This window comes from Arthrobacter sp. Soil736, from assembly GCF_001428005.1.
Taxonomy (GTDB): domain Bacteria; phylum Actinomycetota; class Actinomycetes; order Actinomycetales; family Micrococcaceae; genus Arthrobacter.
Genome location: NZ_LMSB01000066.1, coordinates 84,360 through 109,139 on the forward strand (window position 1 = coordinate 84,360; position 24,780 = coordinate 109,139).

20 protein-coding genes are annotated in these 24,780 nt (G+C 66.4%); 13 read left to right on the forward strand and 7 right to left on the reverse strand.

Features of this window, described 5'->3' with window-relative positions:
- Window positions 1-2 precede the first annotated feature (2 nt).
- Window positions 3-929, forward strand: a complete 927-nt coding sequence (gene pdxS / locus ASG92_RS25035) for a pyridoxal 5'-phosphate synthase lyase subunit PdxS (protein ID WP_056635363.1) — start codon at window positions 3-5, stop codon at window positions 927-929.
- A gap of 235 nt (window positions 930-1,164) precedes the next feature.
- Here the strand turns inward: pdxS and ASG92_RS25040 are convergent, their stop codons facing one another.
- Entirely contained in the window at window positions 1,165-3,177 is a 2,013-nt protein-coding gene (locus ASG92_RS25040) for a M3 family metallopeptidase (protein WP_056635080.1), read from the reverse strand.
- A 93-nt stretch (window positions 3,178-3,270) separates the two neighbouring features.
- On the opposite strand from ASG92_RS25040, the gene ASG92_RS25045 reads away from it, so the two are divergent.
- Window positions 3,271-4,536, forward strand: coding sequence for a CapA family protein (locus ASG92_RS25045; RefSeq protein WP_056635083.1), 1,266 nt, complete (start codon window positions 3,271-3,273; stop codon window positions 4,534-4,536).
- 45 nt (window positions 4,537-4,581) lie between these two features.
- On the opposite strand, the gene ASG92_RS25050 is transcribed toward ASG92_RS25045, so the two are convergent.
- Both ASG92_RS25050 and ASG92_RS25055 read right to left on the reverse strand, forming a co-directional pair.
- Entirely contained in the window at window positions 4,582-5,322 is a 741-nt protein-coding gene (locus ASG92_RS25050) for a glutamine amidotransferase (protein ID WP_056635084.1), read from the reverse strand.
- Window positions 5,319-6,611: a Mur ligase family protein gene (locus tag ASG92_RS25055; RefSeq protein WP_056635085.1), complete on the reverse strand. Its 1,293-nt coding sequence runs from the start codon at window positions 6,609-6,611 to the stop codon at window positions 5,319-5,321. The genes ASG92_RS25050 and ASG92_RS25055 overlap by 4 nt, the downstream gene beginning before the upstream one ends.
- 91 nt (window positions 6,612-6,702) lie before the next feature.
- Here ASG92_RS25055 and pdxT point away from each other — a divergent pair, with 91 nt between their 5' ends.
- From pdxT to ASG92_RS25100, 9 genes are all read left to right on the forward strand, one after another.
- Window positions 6,703-7,425 carry a pyridoxal 5'-phosphate synthase glutaminase subunit PdxT gene (gene pdxT, locus ASG92_RS25060; protein ID WP_056635086.1) on the forward strand — a complete coding sequence of 241 codons (723 nt, stop codon included), beginning with the start codon at window positions 6,703-6,705 and terminating at the stop codon, window positions 7,423-7,425.
- 3 nt (window positions 7,426-7,428) lie between these two features.
- Entirely contained in the window at window positions 7,429-8,184 is a 756-nt protein-coding gene (locus ASG92_RS25065) for a YebC/PmpR family DNA-binding transcriptional regulator (RefSeq protein ID WP_056635092.1), read from the forward strand.
- 34 nt (window positions 8,185-8,218) lie between these two features.
- Complete coding sequence (gene ruvC / locus ASG92_RS25070; RefSeq protein WP_056635100.1) at window positions 8,219-8,797, forward strand: crossover junction endodeoxyribonuclease RuvC; 579 nt, start codon at window positions 8,219-8,221, stop codon at window positions 8,795-8,797.
- Window positions 8,798-8,878: 81 nt separating this feature from the next.
- A complete protein-coding gene (gene ruvA, locus ASG92_RS25075; RefSeq protein WP_056635103.1) occupies window positions 8,879-9,523 on the forward strand; it encodes a Holliday junction branch migration protein RuvA in 645 nt (214 codons plus the stop codon).
- The gene (ruvB, locus tag ASG92_RS25080; protein WP_056635147.1) at window positions 9,516-10,616 is read left to right on the forward strand and encodes a Holliday junction branch migration DNA helicase RuvB; all 1,101 of its coding nucleotides are present in this window, start codon (window positions 9,516-9,518) and stop codon (window positions 10,614-10,616) included. The genes ruvA and ruvB overlap by 8 nt, the downstream gene beginning before the upstream one ends.
- 235 nt (window positions 10,617-10,851) lie before the next feature.
- Window positions 10,852-11,238, forward strand: coding sequence for a preprotein translocase subunit YajC (gene yajC / locus ASG92_RS25085; protein ID WP_056635366.1), 387 nt, complete (start codon window positions 10,852-10,854; stop codon window positions 11,236-11,238).
- A gap of 107 nt (window positions 11,239-11,345) precedes the next feature.
- Window positions 11,346-13,103, forward strand: coding sequence for a protein translocase subunit SecD (gene secD / locus ASG92_RS25090; RefSeq protein ID WP_056635150.1), 1,758 nt, complete (start codon window positions 11,346-11,348; stop codon window positions 13,101-13,103).
- Window positions 13,103-14,122: a protein translocase subunit SecF gene (secF, locus tag ASG92_RS25095; RefSeq protein ID WP_056635153.1), complete on the forward strand. Its 1,020-nt coding sequence runs from the start codon at window positions 13,103-13,105 to the stop codon at window positions 14,120-14,122. The genes secD and secF overlap by 1 nt, the downstream gene beginning before the upstream one ends.
- 135 nt (window positions 14,123-14,257) lie before the next feature.
- Window positions 14,258-16,666, forward strand: coding sequence for a bifunctional (p)ppGpp synthetase/guanosine-3',5'-bis(diphosphate) 3'-pyrophosphohydrolase (locus tag ASG92_RS25100; RefSeq protein ID WP_240987306.1), 2,409 nt, complete (start codon window positions 14,258-14,260; stop codon window positions 16,664-16,666).
- Here the strand turns inward: ASG92_RS25100 and ASG92_RS25105 are convergent.
- The 3 genes from ASG92_RS25105 to ASG92_RS25115 all read right to left on the reverse strand — a co-directional run bounded on the left by ASG92_RS25105 (window position 16,547) and on the right by ASG92_RS25115 (window position 19,972).
- Window positions 16,547-17,251 (reverse strand): type IV toxin-antitoxin system AbiEi family antitoxin, encoded by a 705-nt coding sequence (locus ASG92_RS25105; protein ID WP_157372480.1) that lies wholly within the window; start codon window positions 17,249-17,251, stop codon window positions 16,547-16,549. The two genes, ASG92_RS25100 and ASG92_RS25105, sit on opposite strands and share 120 nt — an antisense overlap.
- An 89-nt stretch (window positions 17,252-17,340) precedes the next feature.
- The gene (locus ASG92_RS25110; RefSeq protein ID WP_240987299.1) at window positions 17,341-19,101 is read right to left on the reverse strand and encodes a DUF349 domain-containing protein; all 1,761 of its coding nucleotides are present in this window, start codon (window positions 19,099-19,101) and stop codon (window positions 17,341-17,343) included.
- A 70-nt stretch (window positions 19,102-19,171) separates the two neighbouring features.
- Window positions 19,172-19,972, reverse strand: coding sequence for a peptidylprolyl isomerase (locus ASG92_RS25115; RefSeq protein ID WP_056635159.1), 801 nt, complete (start codon window positions 19,970-19,972; stop codon window positions 19,172-19,174).
- A gap of 256 nt (window positions 19,973-20,228) precedes the next feature.
- On the opposite strand from ASG92_RS25115, the gene hisS reads away from it, so the two are divergent.
- Complete coding sequence (gene hisS / locus ASG92_RS25120; protein WP_056635162.1) at window positions 20,229-21,581, forward strand: histidine--tRNA ligase; 1,353 nt, start codon at window positions 20,229-20,231, stop codon at window positions 21,579-21,581.
- Between the two features lie 34 nt (window positions 21,582-21,615).
- Here hisS and ASG92_RS25125 read toward each other — a convergent pair whose 3' ends face one another.
- Window positions 21,616-22,860: an APC family permease gene (locus ASG92_RS25125; protein ID WP_056635377.1), complete on the reverse strand. Its 1,245-nt coding sequence runs from the start codon at window positions 22,858-22,860 to the stop codon at window positions 21,616-21,618.
- 99 nt (window positions 22,861-22,959) lie between these two features.
- Here ASG92_RS25125 and aspS point away from each other — a divergent pair, with 99 nt between their 5' ends.
- A complete protein-coding gene (gene aspS / locus ASG92_RS25130; protein WP_200952086.1) occupies window positions 22,960-24,753 on the forward strand; it encodes an aspartate--tRNA ligase in 1,794 nt (597 codons plus the stop codon).
- The last annotated feature ends 27 nt before the right edge of the window (window positions 24,754-24,780 follow it).

Below are 24,780 nucleotides of genomic sequence, written 5' to 3' on the forward strand. Positions count from 1 at the left end.
TTGTGTCTACACCTGATGTAAGCAGCGAAGCCGGCTCGACCGCCAACAGCGTCACGGGCAGCAACCGCGTCAAGCGCGGCATGGCAGAGATGCTCAAGGGCGGCGTCATCATGGACGTCGTCAACGTCGAACAGGCCCGCATCGCCGAAGACGCCGGTGCCGTTGCCGTTATGGCGCTCGAGCGCGTTCCGGCCGACATCCGCGCCCAGGGCGGCGTGTCCCGCATGTCCGATCCGGACATGATCGACAAGATCATCGACGCCGTCTCCGTCCCGGTCATGGCCAAGGCCCGCATCGGCCACTTCGTCGAGGCGCAGGTCCTGCAGTCCCTCGGCGTGGACTACATCGACGAGTCCGAGGTCCTGACCCCGGCCGACTACACCAACCACATCGACAAGTGGAACTTCACCGTTCCCTTCGTCTGCGGTGCCACCAACCTCGGTGAGGCTCTGCGCCGCATCAACGAGGGCGCAGCGATGATCCGTTCCAAGGGTGAGGCCGGCACCGGGGACGTCTCCAACGCCACCACGCACATGCGCCAGATCCGCGCCGAGCTCCGCCGGCTGTCCTCCCTGCCGGAGGACGAGCTGTATGTCGCGGCCAAGGAACTGCAGGCCCCGTACGAACTCGTCAAGGAAGTCGCGGCCACCGGCAAGCTCCCGGTCGTGCTGTTCACCGCCGGCGGCATCGCCACCCCGGCCGACGCCGCGATGATGATGCAGCTGGGTGCCGACGGCGTGTTCGTCGGCTCCGGCATCTTCAAGTCCGGCAACCCCGCCCAGCGCGCCGCCGCCGTCGTGAAGGCCACCACCTTCTTCGACGACCCCGACGTCATCGCCAAGGCCTCCCGCGGCCTGGGCGAAGCCATGGTGGGCATCAACGTGGACGAGATCCCGCAGCCGCACCGCCTCGCCGAGCGCGGCTGGTAGAACTAGGCGACAATCGCGCCTAACCCTATTGGCTTAATAAGCGAGACCGCAGAGGCTCCATAGACGAGGCGCCTCGGCGCCGAGTTTGTGGAGAAGCGGTCGAACGACGACGCCGGCCGGTCACCTTTCCTAGGTGACCGGCCGGCGTCGTTCTGTTCCTCCCAACTAACTCGCACTTGTGGTCGTTTTCAGCCGTCAGAACGACAACAAATGCGAGCCAGATGGGGGCCGGCGGTCATTCGAGGCCGCGGCGCTTGAGGAGCGGCTCCAGGCTGGCGTCGCGTCCGCGCAGCGTGCGGAAAGAGTCCAGGGGTTCCCTGCTGTTGCCCCGGGACAGGAGCTCAGCGCGGAAACGGTCCCCGTTGGCGCGGGTGAGTCCTCCGTTCTCGGTGAACCAGTCGACGGTTTCGGCGTCCAGCACCTCGCTCCAGATGTAGGAGTAGTAGCCGGCAGCGTAGCCGTCCCCGGCGAAGATGTGCTGGAAATACCCCGTGCGGTACCGGGGCGGAATCAGCCTGTGGGCCACCCCTGCCGCCGCCAGCGCCTTGGCCTCGAACTCCAGGGCATCCTGCGGGACGCTCCCGGCATCCAGCACATGCCACGCCAGGTCCAGCAGCGCGGCGCCGAGGTACTCAGTGGTGGCGAACCCTTCGCCCCAGAGCCTGGACTCATTGAGCCGGTCCACCGTTTGCTGCGGGAGCAGCTCCCCGGTGGCGTGGTGGCGGGCATAGTTGGCCAGGACCTCGGGCCACATGATCCACATTTCGTTCACCTGCGACGGGTACTCCACGAAGTCGCGGGGCACGGACGTGCCGGAGAACCGCGGATACGTGACGTCCGAGAAAAGCCCGTGCAGGGCGTGGCCGAATTCGTGGAACGCGGTCCGGACCTCGTCCAGCGTCAGCAAGGTGGGTTCACCGGCCGGCGGTTTGGAAATGTTGAGGTTGTTGATCACCACCGGTTTGGTACCCAACAAAGCCGACTGCTCCACGAGCGAGTTCATCCAGGCGCCGCCCCGTTTGGATTCACGCGTGTAGTAGTCGCCCAGGAACAGCCCCAGCTCCGTGCCGTCCTGGTTGCGGACCTCCCAGACCCGGACGTCCGGGTGGTAGCCGGCGAGGTCGCTCCGTTCATGGAAGGTGATGCCGTAGAGCGACGTCGCCGCGAAAAACACGCCGTCCACGAGCACCCGGTCCAGTTCGAAGTAGGGCCGGATTGCCTGCTCGTCCACCGCGTAGCGCTCCCGCCGGACTTTCGCGGAGTAGTAAGCCCAGTCCCAGGCCTCCAACTGGTGCCCGGCGCTTTCCGCCAACGCGGCGGCCTCGGCGTCTGCGTTCCGGACAGCGGCAGGCGCCAGCCGGTTCAGCATGGTCCGGACGGCCTCAAAGTCCGGCGCGGTCTGCCGGTCCACCACCAGTTCGGCGTAGTTGGCAAAACCCAGCAGAGCGGACTTCTCGGCGCGGAGCCGCACCATGGACTTCACCAGCTCCAGGACGTCAAGGCTGCCGCCGCTGCTGCCCCGGGCAACGGACGCCTCATAGAGCCGGCGGCGGACGTCCCGGTTTTCCAAAGCCGCGAGGGCGGGCTGGCTGCTCGGCTGGATCAGCGTCAGGAGGTATTTTTCCTCCTGGCCGGCCACCCGAGCTGCTTCCGCGGCGCTGGCCACCTCATCCGCCGGCAGGCCGGCCAGTTCCCCGGTGTCCTCCAGCAGGAGGGCTGCGGACTTCATGCCTTCCTTGACCCGCTGCCCGAACTCTGTGCCAAGCCGCGAGAGTTCGGTGTTCAGTGACTTGAGTTTCTCCTGGCCCGGATCGTCCAGCTGAATGCCGGACTGACGGAATTCCTTGAGGTATTCCTCCACGAGGCGAGCTGACTCGGCATCCAGGCCATCGGTGCTGATGGCGGCGAACCGCTCGTAGAGCCCCCGGTTGAGGTAAACGGCATCCTGATGGGCGGCAAACCGGGGCGACAGCTCTGTTTCAAGGTCCCGGATGGCATCGGACGCATCAGCGGAAACCAGCGTGAAGAACGACGCGGCGGCACGTTCCAGCAGCCGGCCCGACCGCTCCATCGCCAGGGCAGTGTTCTCGAACGTCGCCGGTTCGGGGTTGTCGACGATGGCCGCGATCTCGGTCAGGTGTTCGGCGAGGCCGGCATCAACTGCCTCGGCGTAGTGGGCGTCATCGATGTCTGCAAACGGAGGCAGACCGAACGGCAGTTTGCTCGGGCTCAGCAACGGATTAGTCATGAAGCAACACTTTCATGCAGCTGTCCGGTGCACAATCATGTCCGGCGTGTTTGGCTGCGCGTTCCGGCCGAAGTGCGGCCGTAGGATTGCGGCATGGGGAACATTCGCACCGGAATCGCTGGCCGTGCCTTCCGCACCGTCGCGGCGGCATCGCTCATCGCATCACTGGCTTCCTGCGGGGTCATCGCGGAACGGGACACGCCGGGCGGGCAGGCCACCTCCGCCGCCTCGGCGGCAGCGCCTTCGGCGTCCGCTACGCCGACCCCAACTCCGACTCCAACCCCGACGCCCACTCCGACGCCCGGCGCGGGCCCTGCCTGCAAGGCAGTCCGGTGCACGTCGGTGCTGGTCACCGGCGACATGCTGGTCCATGCCCAGCTGTGGGAACAGGCGCGAGAAGACGCACTGGCGGGCGGAATCAAGGGGCTTGATTTCGGCCCCTTGCTCGAGGGCCAGCGGCGCTACATCCAGAAGAGCGACCTCGCCATTTGCCACCAGGAGACACCGGTGGCCGTTCCGCAGGGCCCGTTCTCTGCCTATCCTTCCTTCAACGTGCCGCCGCAGATCATCGCGGCCTCGAAGGCCGTCGGCTACAGGGCCTGCACCACCGCCAGCAACCACACGATCGACCAGGGCACGGAGGGGCTCGTCAGGACCCTGGACGTCCTGGACGCCTCCGGCCTGGAGCACACGGGCTCCTACCGGACCGAGGCCGAGTCCCAGGGCGTCCTCATCATGCAGACCGACGCCGCGAAGATCGCCGTCGTTGAGGCCGCCTACGGCCTCAACGGGCAGACGCCGGAAGCGGATTGGCAGGTGGACATGCTTGATGCGTCCGCCATGATCGCCAAGGCAAAGAAGGCCAGGAAACTGGGGGCTGACATAGTGCTGGGCGTCATGCACGCCGGTGACGAATACTCCAGCGTCCCGAATGCCCAGCAGCAGGACGTCGCCCACGCCCTCGTGGACAGCGGTCAGTTCACCATGATCTACGGCCACCACACGCACTCCGTGCTGCCTGTCGAAAAGTACAAGGGGACCTGGATCGTGTACGGTCTCGGCAACGGCGTCACCGAACTGTCGCCCACTTACGTGGTGAACAACGAGGGATTGCTGGTGCGGGCACAGTTCAGCCAGGACGCCGCGGGCAAGTGGACGGCGTCGGACCTGGGCTGGGCACCGTCCGTCATCGTGAACGCGCCCTACCGCTGGTGCTCGGTGGCATCGGATGCGCCGCAGGGCGTATGCGCCAGCCCCGCCGCGGACGCCGCGACGCGGCAGCGGACCAGGGCCGTGGTCGAGTCGATGGGTGCCGCCGAGGCCGGAGCGCACGAGCTGCTGATCACCAAGGAACGCTGACCGGCAACTGTTCCCCGCTCGGCTGAGGGCCCGGCGGGGCAGCTCCTAGCGGGGCCGCCGAGCCGCGTGTTCCCGCGCCAGGACCGCAAAGTGGTCATCCGGCTCGCCCGGCGTAAAACTCCCGTATTTGCGTTCGACGGCGGCGCGGATCAGGAAGTCGGCGATCGCCGGGTTCTTCGGCAGCAGGGAGCCGTGCAGGTAGCTCGCAACGATGTTGCGGTACCGGGCGCCCTCCTGGCCGTCACTGCTGTTGTTGCCCGTTCCCTTGGGCACTGTGCCAAGCGGCGCCACGCCCGGGCCCAGGGTGGTCTGACCGCTGTGGTTCTCATAACCCAGCACCTCCCCGAACTCGGCTGTGGTGACCTTGACATTGCCGATCAGCCGTTCATCCGTGCCGTGCGTTTCCACGTCAAGAACGCCGATGCCGGGAATCACCGCCCCGGACCGTGTCTTGAAGAAGCGCCCGAACAGCTGGTACGTCCCGCAGATCAGCAGCATGGGCGTGCCGTCCTCCGCGAGGCCCCGGAGCGTTTCCGCGCGTGACTGCAGGTCATCCTGGATGACCAGCTGCCCGCTGTCCTGTCCGCCGCCGCCGACAATGATGTCCACTTCGTCCGGGAATTCGTCCCCCACGTTGTACTCCAGCAGCTCCGGGGCATAGCCGTGCCACTTCAGCCGCTGCTGCAGCACCAACGCGTTGCCCCAGTCGCCGTAGATGTTCATGTCCCGCGGATAAAGCTGCAGGACCCTGATGGTTCCCTTGCTGGCTGATGTTCCGGGGGTCATGAGACCACCTCCACTGTGGTGATTTTGGAGAGCTCACGCCGGATGGCGAGCATGGCCGTGTAGGTGCAGAAGATGCGCTTCGGCTTGTCCTTTGCCCCGGCAATAAATGCGGCCAGGGCAGGCGTGATCTCCGTGTTCACGGCGCCGACGGCCACCTCGTCATACTGCAGCCGCAGCGCCATGTCGTAGGCGCGGGAGCCGGTCAGCTGGTCCACGCCGTCAGCCCGCAGGGACTCGAAGTCGACGTCCCACAGCCAGGACATGTCGCGACCGTCGGCGTAGTTGTCATTGATGGCGATCATGGTGGCGTAGCCGCCGGCCGGGAAGGACTTGAGGCCCAGCCGGAACCCGCTCGGGTTCTTGACCAGCACAAGGTCCAGGGGGAGCCCGTCGACGACCAGGCTTTCGCCGCGGCCGAACGCCGGCGCCACCTGGGACAGTGCCGTCAAAAGGGCGGCGTGGTCCGCGGCGGCAGCGCCGCTGCCGCAGATGCTGCGCGCCAGCGTCAGCGCCGCTGCAGCATTGAAGATGTTGTAGACGCCGCGGAGCTTCATCGCGGTGGTGACCGTGCCGCCGTCGTACTCAAAATCGGCGTTGTCCGGCCCCACCCGGCGGAGGACGACGTCGGCGGGCGGCTTTTGCTGCACCGCCGCCGGCGCAGGGCTGCCGGGACCGGCGCGCAGTTCGTCGTCGTTGGGAAAAGTGCTCAGCAGCGAGTCGTCCAGGCCGAAGTATCGGACCTCCGGACCGTCCAGCGTGTCGGCGATCCGTGCCACTCGGGGATCCTCCCGGTTCAGGACCACGGTGCCGGTGGTCTTGGAGGCGATGTGCTGGAGAAGCTGGGCGGTCTTGTCGATCTCGCCGAAGCGGTCCAGCTGGTCACGGAGAACGTTGAGCAGCAGGCTGTAGCGCGGCGGGACCCGGTTGACGAAGTGCACGGCGTGGGCCTCGTCCAGTTCCAGCACGGCGATGTCGGCGTCGAGCCGTCCGCGCCAGTCCACGTCGCCGAGCAGGGCGGCGGCCACGCCCCTGGTGAAATTGCTGCCGGTGCGGTTGGTGAAGACCTTCAGGCCCTGGCTTTCCAGCAGTTCCACCACCATCTTGGTGGTGGTGGTCTTGCCGTTGGTTCCGCTCACCACGGCTACACCGTGGGGGAGCGTGGACAGTGTCCGCTGCATGAACCCGGGATCGATTTTTTCGACCACAAGCCCGGGGAGAGCGGAGCCTCCGCCCCTGAGCCGGGAGACCCGGCGGACGAGCTTGCCGAGCGGAACGCTGAAGGAAAACATGCTCTGTAATATATCCCAGTAGCGGCATGCAATGAGTCGGGCCGGCGCCGGCGGGGACACTGAGCGGCGTCCGGGACACTATGCTGTTTGGATGACCAACCCCCTTTCCACCGCGCTTCCGCGCCCGCGTTCAGGTGCCGGTTCAGGCCTGCGCATCGGCGTGCTCGCCCTTCAGGGCGACTTCCGCGAGCACCTTCGGGCCGTCGAAGCGGCCGGCGCAACCGGCATCGGAATCCGGCGTCCGGCCGAACTCGAGGACCTGGACGGGATCATCATTCCCGGCGGTGAATCCACCACCATCGACAAGCTGGCGCGTGCCTTTGACCTGGCGGATCCGCTGCGGCAACGCATTGCCGACGGACTGCCCGTGTACGGTTCCTGCGCAGGGATGATCCTGCTCGCACACGACATCGCCGACCCCGCCACGGACCTCGCCGGAAACCCGCAGCAGACGTTCGGCGGGCTGGACATCACCGTGCGCCGGAACGCGTTCGGCCGCCAGCGTGAGTCGTTCGAAACCGACCTCGACTTCAAGGGCCTGGATTTCAGCGCCACCGAAGAGGGCGTCGCCCCGGTCCACGCGGTGTTCATCCGCGGGCCCTGGGTGGAGCGCGTCGGGCCGGGCGTCGAGGTGCTCGCCCAGGTGGAACCGGCGGATCCCGTGCATGCGTCCCACGCAGCCCATCTGCAGGGGACGGCTAGAATTGTTGCAGTGCGGTCCGGCCACCTGCTGGCCACCTCCTTCCACCCGGAAGTGACGGGGGAGAAGCGCGTGCATGAACTTTTTATTCGAATGATCAGAGGAGAAGCGTAAAGCATGTCAGGCCACTCCAAATGGGCAACGACCAAGCACAAGAAGGCCATCCTTGATAGCCGCCGGGCCAAGTCGTTCGCCAAGCTGATCAAGAACATCGAAGTTGCTGCCCGGATGGGCGGCCCGGACCTGGCCGGCAACCCCAGCCTGGAACTCGCCGTCACCAAGGCGAAGAAGACCTCGGTCCCGGCCGACAACATCGACCGTGCCATCAAGCGCGGCGCAGGCCTCACCGGCGAAGTCGTTGACTACACGGAAATCATGTATGAATGCCGCGGCCCGCAGGGTTCGGCGCTGCTGATCGAATGCCTCACGGACAACAAGAACCGTGCCGCATCTGAGGTCCGGCTTGCCATTTCCCGCAACGGCGGCACCATCGCCGATCCCGGTTCCGTCAGCTACCTCTTCTCCCGCAAGGGCGTGGTCACGCTGCCCAAGAACGTGCTCAGCGAGGACGACGTCCTGATGGCGGTGCTCGACGCCGGTGCCGAGGAAGTCAAGGACAACGGCGACACCTTTGAAATCCACTCGGACCCGAAGGACCTCCAGGCCGTCCGCGATGCACTCAAGGAAGCCGGAATCGAATACGACACCGACGAGGCCGAATTCGTCCCCTCCATGGAGGTGCCCCTTGACCTGGACGCCGCCAAGAAGTTCATGAAGCTCGTCGACGCCCTGGAAGACCTCGACGACGTTCAGAACGTCTACAGCAACGCCGACCTCAGCGACGAAGTGCAGGCCGCACTGGAAGCCGAGTGATCCCGCAGCGCTGCTGTGAATTTGAGGCCCGGCCTTGACCCTGCGCGTGTTGGGAGTCGACCCGGGCCTCACCCGTTGCGGCATCGGCGTGGTGGACGTCGAGAAGAACCGCCGCGCCACAATGGTGGCCGTCGGCGTGGTGGGCACGTCCCCCGAGGAGACGCTGGACCAGCGCCTGCTGGTCATCGCCCTCGCCATTGACGACTGGCTCGACCGCTATGAGCCGCACGTGCTGGCGGTGGAGCGCGTTTTCTCCCAGTTGAACGTCAGCACGGTGATGGGTGTGGCGCAGGCCTCCGGCGTCGTCATCGCGGCAGCCGCCCGTCGGGGCATACCGGTGGCGCTGCACACGCCGTCGGAAGTCAAAGCGGCCGTGACCGGCAGCGGCAACTCGAACAAGGAAGCCGTCACCAAACTGGTGACCAAGATTCTCCGGCTCGACGCCCCGCCGCGTCCAGCAGATGCAGCTGACGCCCTCGCCCTTGCCATCACCCACGCATGGCGGGCGGGCAGCGGAGCGGCCGTGGCGACCACCGGGCCGGGATCGCAGTCGCTGACACCGGCCCAGCGGGCCTGGGCCGAGGCAGAGGCCAAGGCGCGCCGTGCGCGCTGATTGTCCGCGGCCCTTGCTAGGGTATTCGTAGATATGTTCGGATAGTCGGTCTTTGCCGGCGGTAAGTTCAGGAGCCCGGCCTTGATAAGTTTTCTCCGCGGAACCGTAGCGCACGTTGGCCTGTCCACGGCTGTGATCGATCTCAACGGTGCCGGCATGAGCGTTCATGCCACGCCGCAGACCCTCAGCAAACTGCGGACCGGCGAGGAGGGGAAGCTGTTTACGTCCCTGATTGTTCGGGAGGACTCGCTGACGCTGTTCGGCTTTGCCTCCGACGACGAACGGGAAGTCTTCGATGTCCTGCTCAGCGTCAGCGGCGTCGGGCCCCGGCTCGCCCTGGCCGTCCTGGCTGTCCACGATCCGGAAGCGATCCGCGTCGCGGCGCACACCGGCGACAGCAAGACGTTCACTAAGGTTCCGGGCATCGGCCCGAAGGTTGCCGGCCGCATCGTCCTTGAACTGGCCGGAAAGCTGGTTCCGCACGGCACCTCGGCAGCTGCCGCCCCCGCCGCCTCCGCCGAATCGGTCTGGAAGCCGCAGGTGGTGGCTGCCATGACCAGCCTCGGCTGGTCCGAGAAGGACGCCACCGGCAGCATCGACAAGGCACTGGCCGATACACCGGACCTTGCGGAGCAGGGAAACGTTGCCGAGATCCTGCGCACCACGCTGCGCTGGCTCGGCCAGGACGGCGCCCGCGCCGGCAACCGGGTAGGCAGCCGTGGCTGAACCGTCCCTCGTTGCCGGGGGAGAAGAGCCGGAGGAGCGGGCCATCGAGGCCGCCCTTCGGCCGAAGAACCTCCACGACTTCGTGGGCCAGCACCGGGTCCGCAAACAGCTGTCCCTCGTGCTGCAGGCCTCCCGGATGCGGGGCCGCAGCGCGGACCACGTGCTTTTTTCCGGGCCGCCGGGACTCGGCAAAACCACGCTGGCCATGATAGTCGCCGCGGAAATGAACGCGCCGCTGCGCATCAGCAGCGGCCCCGCCATCCAGCACGCCGGGGATCTTGCCGCCATTCTTTCCTCGCTGTCCGAGGGCGAGGTTCTCTTCCTGGACGAAATCCACCGGATGTCCCGCCCCGCCGAGGAAATGCTCTACATGGCGATGGAAGACTTCCGGGTGGACATTGTGGTGGGCAAGGGCGCGGGGGCAACGGCCATCCCGCTTGAGCTGCCCCCCTTCACGCTGGTCGGCGCCACCACCCGCGCAGGACTCCTGCCGGGGCCGCTGCGTGACAGGTTCGGTTTCACCGGGCACCTCGAGTTCTATTCCGTGGAAGAGCTCGAGCTCGTGCTGCGCAGATCCGCCGGTCTCCTTGACCTGAAGGTGAACTCGGCGGGATTCAGCGAAATCGCGGGCAGGTCCCGCGGCACGCCGCGTATCGCCAACAGGCTGCTGAGGCGGGTCAGGGACTGGGCCCTGGTGCACGGCATCGAACAGATCGACGCCAGGTCAGCCTCGGCAGCGCTGGACATGTACGAGGTGGACAAGCGCGGCCTGGACCGCCTGGACCGCGCCGTGCTGGAAGCGCTGATCACCAAGTTCGGCGGCGGCCCCGTCGGACTGTCAACCCTGGCCATAGCCGTCGGCGAGGAGCCGGAGACCGTGGAGACGGTGGCCGAGCCGTATCTGGTCCGGGAGGGCCTGCTCGGCCGCACGCCCCGGGGCCGCATCGCCATGGCGCCGGCATGGACCCACCTGGGCTTCGCGGTTCCTTCCGGCGTGTTCGGGCAGGAACCGCTGGACGTGTTCGCTGTTGACGAACTCACCGGCGAGACGGGCGCAGAGACCGAATCGCAATGGATTCCGAACAGCCACTAGCACCGTTGCACGCGGTTTCCCTCTAGACTGGAAAGACGCTCGGCACCTCCGGGCTTTGTTTCCGTGGCTGGCGCCAGCCAGCCAGCCGCCGTAGTCAGTCACCCGTGTCTGGCCCGACGCCGGTACAAAGCGGATGTTGCTGTCAACCAGCTACGCAAGTACAGAATGGAACTTCCCTGTGTTCGGACATATTACTGCCCAGGCCCAGCCGCAGGCCGGCGGCGGCATCGACATCATGACCATCCTGCTGTTCGTCATGCTCGGCATCTTCATCTTCATGATGTTCCGCCGGAACAAGAAGACCCAGCAGCAGCAGGCCACGCTCCAGTCGCAGTTTGCGCCGGGGGTTGAGGTCATGACCAGCTTCGGCCTGTACGGCCGCATTGTGTCGATCGATGACGAAGACAACAAGGTTGTTCTGGAACTCTCGCCCGGCAACCTGGCCACCGTCCACCGCCAGGCCGTCACCAAGATCGTGGAGCCCGCCGCCGACGAGGCGCACGCCGTTCCCGATGACGCGTCGTCGCTGACGGCCGAGGAGCCCGGAAACGCCCCCGCCGCCATCGAGACGCCGGATGAAACCCTGAAGCGCCTCAATGACGAGGGCAAAAAGGACATCTAGTCCGCCGCCGCGTCCCTTTGGGCACCACCATCTACGGCTGCGGGCTGCCGCCGGTACGGGTCACACCCGCACCGGCGGCTCCTCCGTAAATAATAGAAAGATCGACAATGGCACGAACTGGCCGCAATAAACCATCCCTCAGGGTGCTGGTCTGGCTTGGCGTAATTCTGGCTGTCCTGACGGCCGTCCTTGCGGGCGGCACCATGGCCGGAAAGGCAAGCTGGGCCCCGAAGCTCGCGCTGGACCTTGAGGGCGGCACCCAGATGATCCTGGCGCCCAAGGTTGAGGGTGGTTCCGACATCAACGAGGAACAGCTCAACCAGGCGGTGGCGATCATCCGCCAGCGCGTGGACGGTTCCGGCGTCGCGGAAGCTGAAATCAGCACCCAGTCGGGCCGTAACGTGGTGGTCAGCCTCCCCGGAACTCCTTCTTCGGAGACCCGGGCCCTCATCCAGGCGTCCGCGGACATGAACTTCCGCCCGGTCCTGGTCACGGGACCCGGCGCAGCTGTTCCCGCAGAATCCCGCACACCGGCAGCGAAGCTGCCCAAGCCGACGGCAAAGCCTGCGAACGCCAGCGACTCCAACTGGATCACGGCGGACATCCAGAAGCAGTTCGAGGCGCTCGACTGCGACAAGCCGGCGCAGGATAAGCAGGAGCGCTCCGACCCGGCCAAGCCGCTGGTGACCTGTGAGCCCGCCACCGCCGAGACCCCCGCCATCAAGTACATTCTTGGTCCCGTGGAGGTCAAGGGCGTGGAGATCCAGGGGTCGACGTTCCAGCTCCAGCAGGGCGCCCAGGGTGCCGTCACCAATGAGTGGGCCGTCAACATCCAGTTCAACGGCGAAGGAACGGCGAAGTTCAAGACCGTCACCGAGCGCCTGAACCAGTTCTACGTTGCCGCCGGCGGCGAAACCGGCTCGGATCCGAAGTCCCAGTTCGCCATCGTCCTGGACGACCAGGTCATCTCGGCTCCGCGGTCCCAGGCGGTAATCACCGACGGGCGCCCGCAGATCACCGGCGGGTTCACCGAGAAGTCGGCCAAGGCCCTGTCCGATCAGCTGCGCTTTGGTGCGCTGCCCATCAGCTTCGACATCCAGAGCGAGCAGCAGATCTCCGCGACCCTTGGCGGCGAGCAGCTCCGCATGGGCCTGCTTGCAGGCCTGATCGGACTCTTGCTGGTGGTGGTGTATTCCCTGTTCCAGTACCGTGCCCTGGGCTTCGTCACCATCGCGTCCCTCGTGGTGGCAGGTGCCTTGACCTATCTGGCCATCGCCATCCTGGGCTGGACGGAAAACTACCGCCTGTCCCTCGCAGGCGTGGCCGGCATCATCGTGTCGATCGGCCAGACAGCGGACTCGTTCATCGTCTACTTCGAACGTATCCGCGACGAGCTCCGCGAAGGCCGCGGCCTCGTCTCGGCTGTCGAGAACGGCTGGAAGCGGGCCAAGCGAACGGTGCTGGCCTCCAAGGCCGTCAACCTTCTGGCCGCCCTGGTGCTGTACTTCGTGGCCGTGGGCAACGTGCGGGGCTTTGCCTTCACGCTGGGCCTGACAGCACTTGCCGACCTCATGGTCGTGTTCATGTTCACGCACCCCATGCTGCGGCTGCTGGCCCGCACCCGGTTCTTCGGCGAAGGCCACAAGTTCTCGGGCCTCGACCCCGCGAGCCTCGGCGCGGTGCCGCTGTACCGCGGCGCCGGCAGGCTCCGCAGCCCGGAGGACAAGCCGTCCCTGGTGCGCGCAAAGAACAAGGGTGCCGCTGCTGAAGCGGAGCGCAGGATGACCATCGCTGAACGCCGCCGCGCGGAGCAGCAGGAGCAGCTCGCGGGTTCCTCCAAGGGCCCGGCCAAGGAGGGCAAGTAATGTCCAGTTTTGCGAAATTCGGTAACGAGCTCTACACGGGCAGGCGTTCCTACGACTTCGTCGGCAAGAAAAAGCTCTGGTTCCTCATTGCCGCCGTCGCCATCGCCCTGGCCGTCCTGATTCCGGTGGCCAAGGGCGGGTTCAACCTCGGCATTGAATTCCGCGGCGGCTCCGAGTTCACCGTCTCCAACGTTAAGACCACCGACGCGTCCCTGGGCGAGAAGGCTGTGCACGACGTTGTCGCCGGAAGCGTTCCGCGCGTGGCGAACGTCGCCGGCACCACCATGCGGATCCAGACGGACAAGCTCACGGACGACGAGACCATCAAGATCAAAGAAGGCCTGACCACGGCATACGGGGTCACCGACAACGAGGTGACCTCCACCTTCGTGGGGCCGACCTGGGGTGCGGACGTCACCAAGCAGGCCCTGATCGGGCTGGTGGTTTTCGTGGCCCTGGCGACGGTCCTGATGGCACTGTATTTCCGGACCTGGAAGATGTCGCTGTCCGCGATCGCGGGCATGCTGGTGACGATGTTCATCACGGCCGGCGTGTACGCGCTGAGTGATTTCGAGGTCACGCCATCGGCGATCATCGGATTCCTGACAGTGCTGAGCTATTCGCTGTACGACACTGTGGTGGTGTTCGACAAGATCCGCGAGAACACGGCGGATCTGGACTCGTCCACCCGCCGCACGTTCGGCGAAGAGGTCAACCTGGCCGTCAACCAGACCCTGGTGCGTTCCATCAACACCATGATGGTGGCCATCCTGCCCGTGGGGGCGATCCTGTTCATCGGTGCCGGCCTGCTCGGTGCAGGAACCCTGCGCGACCTCTCGCTGGCCCTCTTCGTAGGGATCCTCATCGGCACCGCGGCTACGATCTTCGTCGCTGCGCCCATGTACGCCTGGCTGCGGCAGAACGAACCGGCCCTGGTCAAGCAGGCCCAGCGCGTGGAGCGCCGCCGGGCGGACAGCGCCGCCAAGGACGCGGCCGCCGCGCAGCCCGCACAGGCCTAGCAAGCGCCCAGCAGGGGCCGGATGCCGTCATCATGACGGCATCCGGCCTTTTTGCGTCGAAGCCCCGGCCGTCGGACGGAGCCGGTTATCGAACAGGCCCGCGGCGGGAATAGACTGGGATAATTGAACGGGTTGATGAGGGGTGCTTCATTGGAAGAGGGTTCGACGTCGGCTCCAGCAGCAGCCGGGGACAACAGTCCGGGCCAGAGTCCGCAGACTGGTCTGGTTGCTGACGGACGCCCCGGGCCGGGCGTTCCCGTGGACAACTCGGGCGTCCGCCCCACATTTCCAGGCAGGCGCGAGCGCACGCGGTCCCGGCTGGCGCGGCTGACCGGCCGGAGCACCGCCACCTATTCGCCCATCCTGGAACCCTTGCTGCGGACCGTCCGGGCGAACAATCCCAAAGAGGACTTCGACCTGATTCAGCGTGCCTTTGTGGTCGCGGAACAGAGCCACCGGGGCCAAAAGCGCAAGAGCGGCGATCCCTACATCACCCACCCCGTGGCGGTTGCAACCATCCTCGCGGAACTGGGGCTCAGCGGGACCACGCTGGCCGCGGCGCTGCTCCACGACACTGTCGAGGACACCCCCTACACCCTGGCCGACCTGAAAGCGGATTTCGGCCCGGAAGTCGCCATGCTTGTGGACGGCGTGACCAAGCTGGACAAGGTCAGCTTCGGCGAAGCCGCCCAGTCCGAAACGGTCCGCAAGATGGTCGTGGCCATGGCCAAGGACATCCGGGTCCTCATGATCAAGCTGGCCGACCGGCTGCACAACGCCAGGACGTGGCGCTTCGTTTCCGCGGAGTCGTCGGCCCGCAAGGCCCGCGAAACCCTCGAGATCTTCGCCCCGCTGGCCCACCGGCTCGGCATGAACACCATCAAATGGGAGCTGGAGGACCTGTCCTTCGCCGCGCTCTATCCCAAGGTGTACGAGGAAATCGTGCGCATGGTGGGCGACCGCACGCCGGAACGCGAAAAGAGCCTCAGTGTTATCCGGAACCAGATCGCGGATGACCTGCGCACGGCCCGGATCAAGGCCACCATCACCGGCCGGCCCAAGCACTATTACTCGATCTACCAGAAGATGATCGTCCGGGACAAGGACTTCGACGACATCAACGACCTCATGGGCGTGCGTGTCCTGGTGGACTCCGTCCGCGACTGTTATGCGGCTCTGGGAACCCTGCATTCGCGGTGGAACCCCCTGCCGGGGCGGTTCAAGGACTACATCGCCATGCCCAAGTTCAACATGTACCAGTCCCTGCACACCACGGTGATCGGCCCGGGCGGCAAGCCGGTCGAGATCCAGATCCGCACGCATGAGATGCACCGACGCGCGGAGTACGGCGTCGCAGCCCACTGGAAGTACAAGGACCAGCCGAACCGCACCGCCACCGGTCCCGGCAGCCCGCGCGACGGCGACATGGGCTGGCTCCGCTCCCTGGTGGACTGGCAGCAGGAAACGTCCGATCCCGGCGAATTCCTAGATTCCCTGCGGTTCGAAATCAACGCCCGGGAAGTCTTCGTGTTCACGCCCAAGGGCGAGGTCATGGCGCTTCCGGCCGGCTCCACCCCCGTGGACTTCGCCTACGCGGTGCACACCGAGGTGGGCCACCGGACCATCGGGGCCAGGGTCAACGGAAAGCTGGTCCCGCTCAACAGCGAACTCAACCACGGCGACTGGGTGGAGATTTTCACGTCCAAGGCCGAAGGCGCGGGGCCGAGCCAGGACTGGCAGCACTTCGTCAAGAGCGCCCGAGCGCGGAACAAGATCCGCCAGTGGTTCAGCAAGGAACGGCGCGAAGAGGCCATCGACCGCGGCAAGGAGTTGCTGACCCGCGCCATGCGGAAGCAGAACCTCCCGCTGCAGCGCCTGATGACCCATGACGCCCTCGCCGCCGTTGCCGAGGACTTCAAGTACGTCGACATCTCCGGCCTCTACGCCGGCGTGGGAGACGGGCACACCTCTGCCCAGTCCGTCATGGAAAAGCTCATCGAGAGCCTGGGCGGGAACGAAACCCCCGATGACGACCTCACCGAAGTCAGCATTCCCACCCAGGTCAGCAAGGCCCGTTTCTCGGACTCCGGAGTGGTAGTCCGCGGCGTGGGCGACGTCTGGGTCAAGCTGGCCCGCTGCTGCACCCCTGTGCCGCCGGACCCGATCCTCGGCTTCGTTACCCGCGGCTCGGGCGTCTCCGTGCACCGGACTGACTGCACCAACGTTTCGGACCTGAAGGACCATCCCGACAGGATCGTCGACGTCGACTGGGCCCCGACCCAGTCGAGCGTGTTCCTCGTGGAAATCCAGGTGGAGGCGCTGGACAGGAAATCCCTGCTGTCCGATGTCACCCGCGTCCTGTCCGAGAACCACGTCAACATCCTTGCCGCGAGCGTGCACACATCAACCGACCGCGTGGCCATCTCAAAGTTTGCCTTCGAGATGGGCGACCCCAAGTACCTGAGCCACGTGCTCAGCGCCGTCCGGAGAATCGACGGCGTGTTCGACGTCTACCGGACCACGGGCAACCGCCGGAGGAGCTAGCAGGGCCAGCTTTTCCAGCGCTGCGACCTTGTGGGGCAGCCGGGGTGTCGCCTCCACGGCCAAGGTCAGGAGCCGCAGCCGGACGTCGAGTTCGGGCCTGTCCAGCAACTGCCGCAGGGCCGGAACTGCGCGTTCAGCCTCGACGTGCAGGGCAATATCCAGGGCTGTCCGCAGGGGGCTTGAGACCATCAACCCGCCCAGGCTCACGACGTCGAAGGGGCCGAGCCGGACCTCGTGGAGCGTGCACCCCCGGGTCGACCGGAGGCTCGAGATGCGGCGTTTGGTGTCCACCAGCAGGGCGAGGCGGTCCGGCTCGCGCGCGCAGCCATAGATCCAGGCGGCCGTCATGCGCCCGGCCACGACCCGCTGCCGGATCGCAGGCGGTACGGCGAACGCGGCAGCGCGGGCCCGCAGCTGCGGGGACGCCGCCATGCCGGGAACGGTGTAGCCGTGCTGGTAGAGCTGTGCCAGCACGCCGTCGGCCGCCATGGACTGCAGTTCCGGCCAGGAAAACAACGGGCCCGGGGCATAGAGGTCCAGAAGCTGCGCGGGGGAGTCCGGGGCGCGCCCGGAAAATGATGCCATTCAGCCATCCTGCCGGAACGGCTCAAAACGAGTACAGGCCCCGTCCCGGCTATGTGGATAACCGGTACGGGGCCTGCAGGGTGCCTCGGCTAGGAGAGCTCGCTCGCCGAACGCTGGATCTGGTCCAGCCACGCCTGGCGGGCGTCCAGGGCTTCCTGGGCGGCCTTGATCTTGCGCTGGTCGCCGGCCTTCTCGGCCTTCGCCAGATCGTCCTTGAGCCCCGCGATGGCCGATTCAAGCTGGCTCAGGGCGCTGTTGGTGCGGGCCTTCGTCTCCGGGTTCGAGCGCTGCCAGATCTCGTCCTCGGCCTGCCGGACCGCATCCTCAATCCTGCGCAGGCCAGCTTCGATGCGCCCCATATCCGCACGGGGCACCTTGCCGGCTTCCTCCCAGCGGTCGCGGACGGACTGCAGGGCCTTCTTGGCGGCACCCAGTTCCTTGATCGGCAGGATCGCGTTGGCCTCCTCTAGGAGGGCCTCCTTGACCTTCAGGTTGGCAGCGTACTCCTGGTCGATCTCGTCATTCGCAGCCTGGCGGGAGGAGAAGAAGACATCCTGGGCCGCGCGGAAACGGGCCCACAGGGCGTCGTCATCCTTGCGGCTGGCGCGCGGTGACGCCTTCCATTCGTCCATCAGCCGGCGGTATTCCCCGGCGGCAAAGCCCCAGTCGGTGGAGGCGGACAGTGCCTCGGCCTCGCCGATGAGCTTCTCCTTGGCGGCCTTCGCCGCGGAGTTGTTGCTGTCCAGCTGGGAGAAGTAGGCGCGGCGGTGGCGGTCGAAGACCGTACGGGCAGCGCGGAACCGCTTCCACAATGCATCTTCATTGCTGCGGCCAAGCCGGACGCCGCTCTTCTGTGCGGTCTTCCAGCTTTCGAACAGTTCGTTCATCCTGGCGCTGGAGGTTTTCCACTGGATCTGCGCCGGATCCGTGCCGGAAATGGCTTCAGCCTCGATGACGATGGCTTCCCGGGCAGCGAGTTCGGCCGCCCGCACGGCGTCGTGCTGCGCCTTTTCCGCCTTTTCAAGCGCGGTGATCTCGGTGGACAGCGTGTCCAGCCGGCCTTCCGCGGAACGGATGTCACCCACCATGTTGCGTTCAGCAAGCTGCTCGCGGAGGTGTGTCACGGTTTTCTGCATGTCAGTCGTGGGCGCCTTGGACGCAACGCGCTGTTCCAGCAGGACAATCTGGGCCACGATGTCGTCATACTTTCGGGCGAAGTACGCCAGCGCCTCGTCGTTGCTGACGTCCGGGTACTGCCCGACAGGGTGCTCCTCGCCGTCGATGGTCAGGAAGACGTGGCCGTCCCCCTCGACCCGGCCCCAGCGGGCCGCTTCAGCCAGTGACGTCGCAGGCGCAGCCGGTACAGGCGCCACAGCAGCCGCGGGGCCCGCCTTGGGGCGGGCGGCAAACGCCGCAGGCGACGGTGCCGGGCGGGGCGCCGGACGCGGGGCAGCGGGGACAGGCTCCTCAGCAGCGACGCCGGCCTCCTCAGGGGCAGCCTCGGTGGGGGCAGGCGCTTCGGCAGCGACGCCGGCCTCCTCTGCAACCGGTGCGGGTGCGGCCGGCACGGGCTCGGCGTCGCCCGACTGGGTGTCTTCAGCCGCGCCGGCCTCCGCCGGGGCAACCTCTGCCTGCTCGGCCTCGGCCGGTGCAACCTCGGTGGGCTCAGCCTCTGTCTGCTCGGCCTCGGCCGGGGCAACCTCGGTGGGCTCAGCCTCCGGCTCCACTGCTTCTGCCTGCACTGCTTCTGCCTGCGTGTCGTCTGCTGCTGCTTCCGTCGGTTCGGCCGGAGGGGCCGGAACCTCGTTCAGGTCGGCAGCTGTTTCGTCGGATTTCTGACTGTCTGTCACCGCTAAAAGTCTTTCGCTTGGAGGAAAATACTCTCGTAATGCACCCGTGGCCGCTTGGGACGCGGGGTTCTTACTTCAGAGAGAACGAGTCTATCGTGACTGGTTCCACAGGAGCGCCGTCGGTGGCATTTCCGCCGGACTTAAGACCTGCTGCCGCAATCTTTGTCACCACGTCCAGGCCGGAAGTCACCTTGCCTACCACTGTGTAGCCACCCGCGGCGTCGGCGGGGATGACCGTGTCCTTGTATACGACGAAGAACTGGGTGCCGTTGCCGTAGGCGTTTCCGCCGGTGCGGGCCACCGCGATAGTGCCGGCCGGATATTTGTTGTCCGCCGGCGTGTTTTCGAGCGGACCCCAGGTGTAGCCGGGATCGCTCTGGCCGTCTCCGGTCTTGGAACCGCACTGAAGCACGCCGAAGTTATCGGCAGTGGTGAGCCGGTGGCAGCTGACGCCCTGGTAGTAGCCCGAGCCGGCCAGGGACTTGAAGACGGCGGCAGCTTGCGGCGCCTTGGTGCCGTCCAGCTGCACGCCCAGGGCTCCGCGGTTCAGTTTCAGTTCGCCTGTGAAGACCTTGCCCGCGGCCGACTCCGGCTTAGGGATGTTGGGGGCGTTGGTGGCAGGGGCCGATGCCGAGGCCGAGGGGGAGTTAAGCCCGGCTTCTGCCGCGGCGAACTCTTCCTCTGTCGGGTTTCCGGAGAAAACCGCCAACTGAAGCACGACGGCGAGGATCACCGCCGCGGCTCCGGCGCCTCCCGCAAGCAGGTTGTCCCGCTTGCGGCGCTTCTCCTGGTCCCGGCGAAGCTCGCGTTTGGCTTCCATTTGCTGGATGCGCCTCTTGGCTTCACGCGTCTCGCGTGGACTGGCCGCCACAGGTCCTCCTCGTTGATCGGGCTGCCCGCCTGATCCACCCTGAAGGCATCCCCGGCTGCAGCTGCAGTGCGGCAGCCGGTCGCGTCACGGGCCCGCATTAGAGATGCAGGCGCCGAAAGCATAAACTGACTGCCGCACATAGTTTATGCATGACAGGCTGGACTCCCGCCCTTGCCGCCGCTTTTTGATCCAAATGGCGATGCGGAATACTGCGCAGCGGACTCCGGCCTTCGGTTACCTGAGGAGAAACTCCACCATGGCACGCACAGCCTCCCTGTCCGGATTCCCCGAGTGGCTTCCCGAGGAGCGGCTGGTGGAGCAGCATGTCCTGGACTCCCTGCGGCGTACCTTTGAACTGCACGGCTTCTCCTCGATTGAAACCCGGGCGGTGGAAACAGTCGGCCAGCTGCTGCGCAAGGGCGAGATCGACAAGGAGGTCTACGGCCTCAGCCGGCTTCAGGACGATGAGGGCGAAGAGGGCAAGGGCAAGCACGACCCCCACGCCCTCGCCCTGCACTTTGACCTGACGGTCCCGTTTGCGCGGTACGTCGTGGAGAACGCCGGATACCTTGCTTTCCCGTTCCGCCGCTACCAGATCCAGAAGGTCTGGCGCGGGGAACGCCCGCAGGAAGGCCGCGCCCGCGAGTTCACGCAGGCGGACATCGATGTGGTGGGCGACGGTGACCTTCCCTTCCGCTACGACGTCGAAATCGCCCTGGTCATCGCCGAGGCGCTGGGCGCCCTGCCGATCCCGGATTTCCGGCTCCGGATCAATAACCGGAAGCTCGCGGAGGGTTTCTACCGCGGCATCGGCCTGGATGACACCGCCGGCGTGCTCCGCAGCATCGACAAACTGGAGAAAATCGGTCCGGAGAAGGTGGCTGAGCTGCTCAGGACCGAGCTGGGCGCCACCGATGAGCAGGCACAGGCAGCATTGAAGCTTGCGGGCATCCGGACCGAGGACACGTCCTTCGTGGGGCAGGTCCGGTCCCTCGGCGTGAGCAACGAGCTCCTCGAAGAGGGCCTGGACGAACTCGAACAGGTCATCGAGGCCGCGGTGAAGCGCGCCCCGGGCAAGGTGATCGCCGACCTGAGCATTGCACGCGGGCTGGACTACTACACCGGAACCGTCGTGGAAACGGTGCTGGTCGGCCACGAGCAGCTGGGCTCGATCTGCTCCGGCGGCCGGTATGACGCGCTGGCGAGCAAGGGCAACCGCAAGTTCCCCGGCGTCGGGCTGTCCATCGGTGTGACCCGGCTCGTCTCCCGGATCCTGAGCCAGGACCTTGCGAAGGCTTCCCGCTCGGTGCCCACCGCAGTGCTGGTCGCGCTGAACGCCGACGACACGTGGGGAGAGGCGCAGGACGTCGCCACCCAGCTGCGCAGCCGCGGCATCGCAACGGAAGTGGCCGCCAAGGCCGAGAAGTTCGGAAAGCAGATTAAGTTCGCCGACCGCCGGGGGATACCGTTCGTCTGGTTCACCGACGATGACGGCAAGCACCAGGTGAAGGACATCCGCTCCGGCGTGCAGACCGACGCGGATCCGGCCACGTGGACGCCGTCGGACGAGGACCTCCACGTCCAGGTCACGGGTGTCTCACCGGAGTAGCCGCCCGTATTAATCCACTCGCCGGAGCGGCGGCTCAGTGCCGGCGCAGCCGGAGAGCCAGCGCCCGTCCGCCGATCCCGGCGGCCAGCACAGCCGCCATGGTCAGCACCGAAGCCGGCGGCAGGGTGAAGGCGAGGATGAGGCAGCCGGCGAATCCCGCGGCATTGAGCCATTTTGGCGCATGCCGGGGGCGGTCCTTGAGCGTGTAGGCGGCTGCGTTGGTCACGGCGTAGTAGAGCAGCACACCGAAGCTGGAGAACCCGACCACAGTCACGACGTCGCTGGTCAGCAACAGCAGAATGACGACGGCGGCCACGGCGAGTTCGGCCACGAACGGCACCGGATGGCGTCCGCCCACGTGTGCCAGCGGGCCGGGCAGGTCGCGTTCGCGGGCCATGGCCATGGCGGTGCGCCCCACTCCCGTGATGAGCGCCAGCAGTGCGCCCAGGGACGCGGCGGCGGCGCCGGCCTGCACGAGGGGCGCCCAGCCAGCCAGGCGGGACTGCACCACGGCGTCGAGCAACGGTGCCGATGATGCGGCGAGCGACTGGACGGGCAGATGGGCCAGCAGCAGCGCTGCCAGAAGCAAGTAGATGGCGAAGGCGCCGGCCAGTGCACCCAGGATGGCGCGCGGGATAACCCGGGCGGGGTCCTTGACTTCCTCGCCCAGGGTCGCGATCCGTGCATAGCCGGCGAAAGCGAAGAACACCAGGCCCGCAGCCGGCAGGATGCCCCACACGCTGCCCACGGATTCGCCCGTCCCGTTGCCCGCAGGGTGCGGACCCAGGATGCTGGCCGCGGCCACAAACGCCAGGGTGGCCAGGACAATGCCCAGCAGGATGCGGGTCAGGAACGCCGTCCGGGTGATGCCCATCAGGTTCACGCCGGTCAGTACTGCCACGGCTGCTACTGCCACCGGGGTGGCGTAGTCCGGTGCCACGTACTGCCCGAAGGTCAGGGCCATGGCGGCGCACGAGGCCGTCTTGCCGGTCACGAAACCCCAGCCGGCAAGGAATCCGGGCCATTCGCCCAGCTGCCGGCGGCCGTAGATGTAGGTGCCGCCACTCTCCGGGTACGTAGCCGCGAGCTGGGCCGAGGCCACGGCGTTGCAGTATGCCACCGCCCCGGCAATCACGATGGATGCGAGGAACAGATTTCCGGCCAGGCCGGCGGCGGGGGCGAACACCACAAAGACGCCGGCGCCCAGCATGGATCCGAGTCCGATCGATGTTGCATCGAACACACCCAGCCTTCGCTGCAGGTGCTGATGCTTGGTCATGGCGGGGCAAGGACCTTTCCAACGGGTAAACTCAGACGGGATCGTTCCCGCAACGATCCTAATTCAACTTCGTTTCGTCTTCCTTCTGAAAGGAATGCTGTGCTGCGCACACATGACCTCGGATCCCTTCGCTCCGAGCACATTGGACAAACCGTAACCCTGACTGGCTGGGTAGGCCGCCGTCGTGATCACGGTGGTGTCGCATTCGTCGATCTGCGTGACGCCTCAGGCGTCGCACAGGTCGTGGTCCGCGAAGAAGAGGTCTTCCACGGCCTGCGGAACGAGTACGTGCTGCAGGTGACCGGCACGGTTTCCAAGCGCCCCGAGGGCAACGAGAACCCGGCGCTGGCCACCGGCGAGATCGAGGTCATGGCGGACAAGGTGGTTATCCTCAACACCGCGGACGCGCTGCCGTTCCAGATCGATGAGCACGTTGAGGTCGGCGAGGAAGCACGGCTCAAGCACCGCTACCTCGACCTCCGCCGCCCCGGCCCCAGCCGCAACCTGCGCCTGCGCTCCGAAGCCAACCGCGTCGCCCGCGAACTGCTTCACGAGGAAGGGTTCGTTGAAATTGAAACTCCCACGCTGACGCGTTCGACGCCGGAAGGCGCCCGAGACTTCGTGGTCCCCGCACGCCTGGCGCCGGGTTCCTGGTACGCCCTGCCGCAGTCGCCGCAGCTTTTCAAGCAGCTCCTGCAGGTGGGCGGCTTCGAGAAGTACTACCAGATTGCCCGCTGCTACCGCGATGAAGATTTCCGCGCCGACCGCCAGCCGGAGTTCACCCAGCTGGACATCGAGGCCAGCTTCGTTGAACAGGACGACATCATCTCGCTCGGTGAGAACATCGTGAAAGCGGTGTGGAAGCTGATCGACGTCGAGATCCCGACGCCGATCCAGCGCATCACCTATGCGGACGCCATGGCGCGTTACGGCACCGACAAGCCGGACCTCCGCTTCGGCCAGGAGCTGACCGAGCTGACGGAATTCTTCAAGGACACCAACTTCGGCGTCTTCAAGGCGCCCTATGTGGGTGCCGTGGTCATGCCCGGCGGAGCCTCACAGGCACGCCGCGCCCTGGATGCCTGGCAGGAATGGGCCAAGCAGCGCGGTGCCAAGGGCCTGGCCTACGTCCTGTACAAGGAAGACGGCGAGCTCGCCGGTCCCGTGGCCAAGAACCTCACGGAGACCGAACGCGCCGGCCTGGCCGACGCCGTTGGCGCCAAGCCCGGTGACTGCATCTTCTTCGCCGCCGGTGAAAAGGCGCCGTCCCGCGCACTGCTCGGCGCCGCCCGCGTTGAGATCGGCCACCGCACCGGCCTGATCGATCCCAAGGCCTGGGCCTTCTGCTGGGTCGTGGACGCTCCCATGTTTGAACCCGCTGCTACCGCCGTGGCATCCGGTGACGTCGCCGTGGGCGCCGGCCAGTGGACCGCCGTCCACCACGCGTTCACCTCGCCGAAGCCCGAGTTCATGGACTCGTTCGACACAGACCCCGAATCGGCGCTGTCCTACGCCTACGACATCGTCTGCAACGGCAACGAAATCGGCGGCGGATCCATCCGTATCCACGAGCGGGACATCCAGGAGCGCGTTTTTGAGCTCATGGGCCTGGACAAGGCGGACGCGCAGACCAAGTTCGGCTTCCTGCTGGAGGGCTTCAAGTACGGGGCCCCGCCGCACGGCGGCATCGCCTTCGGCTGGGACCGCGTTGTAGCGCTGCTCGCGGGAGTCGATTCGATCCGCGACGTCATCGCCTTCCCGAAGTCCGGCGGCGGCCACGACCCCCTCACGGACGCCCCCGCGCCGATCACGGCCCAGCAGCGCAAGGAAGCCGGCGTGGACTTCAAGCCCGAGGCCAAGAAGGCTGAGGCGAAGAAAACCGAAGAGAAGTAATCGGCGCAGGAAACCCCTCGGTTTGGC